Annotated in this window: 6 protein-coding genes and 1 pseudogene; 4 read left to right on the top strand and 3 right to left on the bottom strand. The window is 73.0% G+C overall.

From position 1 onward, the window contains the following. The first annotated feature begins 562 nt into the window (after positions 1–562). Positions 563–994 (top strand): arsenate reductase ArsC, encoded by a 432-nt coding sequence (locus QH283_RS25130; protein WP_280505406.1) that lies wholly within the window; start codon positions 563–565, stop codon positions 992–994. A gap of 130 nt (positions 995–1124) precedes the next feature. After that, positions 1125–1517 (top strand): VOC family protein, encoded by a 393-nt coding sequence (locus tag QH283_RS25125; RefSeq protein WP_280505405.1) that lies wholly within the window; start codon positions 1125–1127, stop codon positions 1515–1517. On the opposite strand, the gene QH283_RS25120 is transcribed toward QH283_RS25125, so the two are convergent. Next, positions 1499–2236, bottom strand: coding sequence for a helix-turn-helix domain-containing protein (locus QH283_RS25120; protein ID WP_280505404.1), 738 nt, complete (start codon positions 2234–2236; stop codon positions 1499–1501). The genes QH283_RS25125 and QH283_RS25120 overlap by 19 nt on opposite strands. Positions 2237–2324: 88 nt before the next feature. Here QH283_RS25120 and QH283_RS30375 point away from each other — a divergent pair. Continuing rightward, a pseudogene (locus tag QH283_RS30375) lies at positions 2325–3271 on the top strand (threonine/serine dehydratase). Here the strand turns inward: QH283_RS30375 and QH283_RS25105 are convergent. Both QH283_RS25105 and QH283_RS25100 read right to left on the bottom strand, forming a co-directional pair. After that, positions 3261–3554 carry a hypothetical protein gene (locus tag QH283_RS25105; RefSeq protein WP_280505403.1) on the bottom strand — a complete coding sequence of 98 codons (294 nt, stop codon included), beginning with the start codon at positions 3552–3554 and terminating at the stop codon, positions 3261–3263. The pseudogene QH283_RS30375 and the gene QH283_RS25105 sit on opposite strands and share 11 nt — an antisense overlap. A 355-nt stretch (positions 3555–3909) precedes the next feature. Further along, positions 3910–5199 carry a glycosyltransferase 87 family protein gene (locus QH283_RS25100; protein ID WP_280505402.1) on the bottom strand — a complete coding sequence of 430 codons (1290 nt, stop codon included), beginning with the start codon at positions 5197–5199 and terminating at the stop codon, positions 3910–3912. 208 nt (positions 5200–5407) lie between these two features. Between QH283_RS25100 and QH283_RS25095 the strand changes: the two genes are divergently transcribed. Then, positions 5408–5989: cyclase family protein (locus QH283_RS25095; RefSeq protein WP_280505401.1), on the top strand; the 582-nt coding region annotated here is incomplete at its 3' end.

The raw sequence follows: 5989 nt of genomic DNA, 5'->3' as shown, positions 1-5989 counted from the left end.
CACGGGAGCCTTACCGTCGTCCCTCATGCCGCACCGCCCGTCCGGTTGTAGACCGCGCGCGTGGTCGCCATCCATGCACGGAATACAGGTGCTCATGCCGCACCCCCAGCCGTCAGTTCGGTGCCGCAGTTCCAGGTGTCGACACGGACACCGTGAGCGAGGCGGGAGGGATCAGCTACATCGATCACCCTCGCCGCGCATACAAGCCGCTCACGGACGGGTTGGCCAGCGGGGGACGGTAGATCACCACCCCCGCCTCCTCACAACAAGAGTTTGGGGCCCGCCCGGGGGGGGGCTTCGCCCGTTCGGCGGCCGGGGGCGGCGGGGGCGTAGCCCGCCGTGACCGCGTCGTCCGGGGGGTCTTCGTCTGTCCGGGCGAATCCCGCTGCGAGAGTGGGGAACCCGTGACCCGCACCGACCTCGGGCGCAGGCCGCGCGATCGCGCGAAATGCGGGTGCTCGCGCGCGTATCCCGTACGCTACGACAGCGTTTCGGCTCCCACGGACATCCCGGGGGCACCGGGCGCCACCGCTGAAAGAGCTCCACCTCGAAAGGCATACCGATGGCTCACAAACCCAGTGTGCTGTTCGTCTGCGCGCACAACGCCGCCCGTTCACAGATGGCAGCAGGGTTTCTGGACGCGCTCGCCGGTGACCGGCTGGAAGCGCGTTCGGCCGGCGTCGATCCGGCGGAGGCCGTCGACCCCACCGTCGTCGCGGTCATGGCCGAGGTCGGCATCGACCTGTCCGCCCGCACCCCGCGCAAGCTCACCGACGAGGCGGTCGGCATCTCCGACGTGGTCGTCACCATCGGCGGCTGCGGCGACGCCTGCCCGTATTTCCCCGGCATCAGCTACCGCGACTGGAACCTGCCGGACCCGCAGGGCGAGTCCATCGAGGTGGTGCGCGGCATCCGCGACCACATCCGCATCCTCGGAGAGAACCTCATCGGGGAGTTGCTGCCCGCCACCGCGCTGCCGGGTTCCACGCTCTGAACCGCCTGCCCGCTCGCGCCGAGCGACTCGCCCCGGCCCACCGCCGCGCCGGCAGCCGTCCCGGCCACCGACGCGCGGGACGTCCGATTCGTTCAAGACCGGGCGCCGTCGCGCCTCCTACGGTGGGGCCATGACACCGCAACTGGACGTCGTCGGCATCATCACCTCCGACATGGCCGCCTCGCTGGCCTTCTACCGCAGGCTCGGTCTCGAGTTCCCCTCCGGCGCGCAGGATCAGCCCCACGTCGAGGCGGCGCTGCCCGGTGGGCTGCGGGTCGCCTTCGACACCGAGGACACCATCCGTTCCTTCCACCCCGACCGGCGGCTGTCGGCCGAGGGCGGGCGCGTCGGCCTGGCGTTCCGCTGCGCCGATCCGGCCGAGGTCGACACGGTGTACGCCGAACTCACCGCGGCGGGACATCCCGGCGTGCTGAAGCCGTGGGACGCCTTCTGGGGCCAGCGCTACGCGGTCGTCGCAGACCCGGACGGCAACTCCGTCGACCTCTACGCTCCGCTCGGCTGAGCGCGCGCACCGGACGACCGGCCGAGCAGCGCCGCAGGCGGGCGGCCCGCCAGCCGGGCCACCTCGCGGGTGAAGTGCGCCTGGTCGCTGTAACCGGCGTGCGCGGCGGCCGCGGCGAGCGGCAACCCGGCCCTGGCCGCGTCCACCCCTCGGCGCATCCGCAGGATGCTCGCCAGGGTCTTGGGTCCGTAGCCGAACGCGGTGAGCGAACGGCGGTGCAGCGCCCGCGCTCCGATGCCGATCCGTTCGGCCGCGGTCGCGACGGACGTGCCCGCCGCCAACTCCGCGACGATCAACCGGGGCAGCGGGTCGGGGCGGCCGAGCTCGGCGGCGCGACGCAGGGCCACCGCCTCCAGCCCGGCGGCGGGATCGGCGGCGGCGTCCACCCGCGCGGTCAGCGCGCGCACCGTCGCCGCGGGCCACAGATCGGACAGCTCGACGCGCAGGTCGCGCAGTTCGCGGGCGGGGACGCCGAGCAGTTCCGGGGCGCTTCCCGGAGCGAAGCGCACGCCGGCGAAGCGCGTGCCCGACGGGGCGTGCGGGTGGTGCGGGCCGGTGTCCGGGCCTGCGACGAGCAGGGTGCCCTCCCGCCACAGCAGGTCGATGGAACCGTCGGGCAGCACGGGGTCACGATCGTCGGCCAGGACGGTGCGAGTCCAGACCACCGCCCCGTCCAGCCGGGACGGCCGCTCCCGGTAGGCGCCCGCGCGATCGACCACGCACCGAATGTAGTCCGGGCGGCGAACACGACCACGGTCGCGCCCGCGAGCGCGGCGGCGAGCGCGCGGAACTGCCAGAATCGGGCGGGTGGCAACAGCACCGGACAGCGCCGAGCACCTGGACCACGCCGACATCGAGGCGGCCGCCGAACGGATCGCCGGACTGGTCCGGCCGATCACCCTCGCCCGCGCCGAACCGGGCGTGCCCGTCTGGCTGGCCCTGGAACACCTCCAGCACACCGGCTCGTTCAAGGCGCGCGGCGCGGCGAATTTCGTGGAGGCGCATCATCTCTCGGGCGCCCTGCCCGCGGCGGGCGTGACCATCGCCTCGGGCGGCAACGCCGGGCTGGCGTGCGCCTGGGCGGCGGCGCGCCGTGGCGTGCCCGCGACGGTCTTCCTGCCCGCCACCGCGCCCGCGGTCAAGGTGGAGCGGCTGCGCGGTTACCGGGCGCAGGTGCGGCTGACGGGCAGCGAGTACGCCCAGGCGCTGGCGGCGAGCCGGGACTGGGCCGCCGAATCGGGGGCGCTGGAATCGCACGCCTACGACCACCCGCTGATCGCCGCGGGCGCGGGCACGCTGCTCGACGAGATCCACCGGGCGCTGCCGGAGGTGGACACCGTGGTGGTGGCGGCGGGCTGTTCGCCGGGATCGCCACGGCGGCCGCGCGGCACGGAATCCGCACGGTGGCCGTGGAACCGGAGCGCTGCCGGGCGCTCAACGCCGCGCTCGAGGCCGGGCGGCCGGTGGATGTCGATGTCGATTCGGTGGCGGCCGACTCGCTCGGCGCGCGCCGGGCGACCGAGATGGCGTTGCGGGCGGCGCGGCACGGCGACACCGTGTCGGTGCTGGTCACCGACGAGCAGATCGTCACCGCGCGGCGGGCCCTGTGGCGGGAACGGCGGCTCGCGGTCGAACACGCCGCCGCCACCGCGCTGGCCGCGCTGCGGTCGGGCGCCTACCGCCCGGCCGAGGACGAACGGGTCTGTGTGGTGTTGTGCGGGGCCAACACCGACCCCGCCGATCTCACCCCATGACGGCGTTCATGAGGGTGCCCGCGCTGGTGGCGACCGTGCCGCCCATCATCGCGCCCGCCACCATCTTCGGCGACTGCAACGCACCACCGCTCCACTTCTCCCAGGCGAAGCGCCCGCCGGCGAAGGTGATCGCGGCGACGCCCGACAGCAGCGTGAACCAGGTGAAGTAGCGGGTCATCTCGAGGATCTTGTCCGCCAGCGGCGGCGCCTCCGGGGTCGGATTGCCGACCTGGGCCCAGACCGTGCCGTAGAAATCGTGCGCCGCAGAGAGAACCGTGCTCACAGCCGTACCCCTCTTCGAATGTCGGGTGCTCGAATACGTAAGGGTTGAAACCTGTGCCGGGTGAAAACCTGTCGCGCGGTGGCGATCGATCACGCGAACCGCCGTCGAGCATGCTACTAGCAAACTTCCGGCGCGGAAGGCCCCCACGGCGAATCCGCCCAGGAGGAAAGCAATTCGTGATCTGTTCTCAGCAGACTCTCATGATGAGCCGGGCCACCGTCTCAGGTTCGCCGTGTTGACTCTTCGACGGCTGCCCCGCCCGGCTCCTTCTCACCGGGCGGTAGGCAGCGCCAACTTCCCCCTCGCGCCAACTTCCCCCTCGCGCCAACTTCGCCCCTGACGCCCGCTTCGGCCGTCACGACGAGACCGGCTGCGGCTCCCGTTCCGGTTCGGCCGAGGGCGCAGGCGCGGCGAGCGGGGGCGCCGAGCGCCAGGACGCCACGAGGAACATCAGGACCAGCAGCACGCTCAGCCAGACATAGGTGTTGCCGACCAGATGCTGGGTTCCGGTCCACTCCGACTCCCTGTCCTCCCCGTTGGGCAGCCAGTTCTGCGGCCCGTAGACGAAGACCGCGGCCGTCACCGCCGCCACCGCGCACGGCGCGATCGCCCGCCGCCACGGCAGCCGCACCGCGTAGCCGACCACCGCCAGCAGCGCCGGCGCGATCCACACCCAGTGGTGCGACCACGAGATCGGCGACACCAGCAGCGTGAACACCGCGTTGATGGCCAGCGCCAGCGCGGGCAGCCCGGCCGCGCGCCGCATCGCCACCACCACGAGGGCGAGCACAAGCGCGCCCACCGCCAGCCAGATCAGCGTGAACGCGGGCTCGGGCACCTTCATGCGCGCCAGCACCGCCTGGATGGACTGGTTGGTGTGGAAGGCGGAGCCGCTGAGGCCGTCGACGTTCATGCCGCCGAACCAGTAGGTCATAGAGGGGCCGGGCAGGACGAGGAAGCTCAGCGCGGTCGCGGCGGCGCCGGTGACCGCGGCGGTCAGCGCGGCCTTGTAGTCCTTGCGGATCAGGAAGTAGAGCACGAACGCGGCCGGGGTCAGCTTCACCGCGGCGGCGATGCCGAGCAGCATGCCGCGCGGCCAGCGCGGCTTCAGCGCCAGGCAGTCGACAGCCACCAGCGCCATCAGCAACAGGTTCACCTGACCGAAGTCCAACGTCGCGTGCGTCGGCTCCAGCAGCATCGCCAACGGCGCCGCACAGGCGGTGGCGTACAGGGCGGTGCGCCGCTGCCCCTGTCCCGGCCACACCCGGCGCGCCACCACGTACAGCGTCAGCGCCAACGCCGCCACCGAGGTGACGAAGAAGGCGAACGCGGCGATGTCCCAGGGCAGCAGCGCGAACGGCGCGAGCACCAGCGCGGCGAAGGGCGGATAGATGAACGGCAGCCCGATACCGATGGTGGTCTGCGGAAGCTGGCCGTAGAGATCGCCGCCGTTGCGCAGGGCGTCCACCCCGAGCCGGTAGACCTGCAGGTCGATGAAGCCGCCGGTGATCTCGTCGAACGGCCACACCGGCCGGGTCAGGCACACGGTGGCGAACACGACGAGCAGCAGCGGCGCCAGCCATGCCGCAGCCCCCAAGCGGCGGTTCGACGGCTCGGGCGCACTCTCGCGAACGGAACTACTCATCTGCGCCGACTATACGGACCTGCCGCACCCCCATCGGCAGCAGTCGCCCGATCGGCGCTGCTCAGACGGTTGCCGCCGGATAACGGGCCGATCCGGCGAAGTTGCCCGGCCGCCGGGCCGCGCGGCGGTACGGTCACAGCGCCCGGCACCGGATCACGGCCGACCCGGTGCGACATCCCTCGTTACCGCCAGCGGAGGCCAACCACCGATGTGTGCTCCGACCATCGTCCGCATCGCCCACGAACAGGCCGCCCGGACCGGCCGTCGCGGCTTCCTCGGCGCGCTCGGCGTCACGCTGTCCGGCGTGACCGCGCTCGGCGCCGCCGCCGTGGCCCGCCCGGCCCGCGCGCACGCGGCGCCGCCCTCGGGCGTGGTCGGCCGGACCCCCCCGCAGCATCCCCGCCAGCCGATCTGGCCGGGCAGTCCGCCGTTCACCTCCGCTGCGGTGAACACCTACGACAACGGCGGCTTCGCCCAGAACATGCTCGCCTATTGGGAGCACTCCGGCACCCACCTGGACGCCCCGGCGCACCGCGCCCCCGGCGGCGCCCCCACCGAGCTGGTGCGCGCCGAGGATCTGGTGGCGCCGCTGGTGGTGGTCGACATCAGCGCACGAGCCGCCACCGACGCCGATGCCGGTCTGACCGTCGACGACCTGGAACGCTGGCAGTCCGAACACGGCCGCATCCCGCCGCGCGCCATAGGAGCGGGGGTAACCGGGGGGGGGAGCAGGCTCGCCCCAGCCGCCGCCGGGCACCAAAAACATGCACGGGGCGCCCCCCCCCCCCCC

This window comes from Nocardia farcinica (genome assembly GCF_029867845.1).
In the GTDB taxonomy this organism is placed as follows: domain Bacteria; phylum Actinomycetota; class Actinomycetes; order Mycobacteriales; family Mycobacteriaceae; genus Nocardia; species Nocardia farcinica_A.
This window is presented reverse-complemented; position numbering and strand designations above follow the sequence as displayed.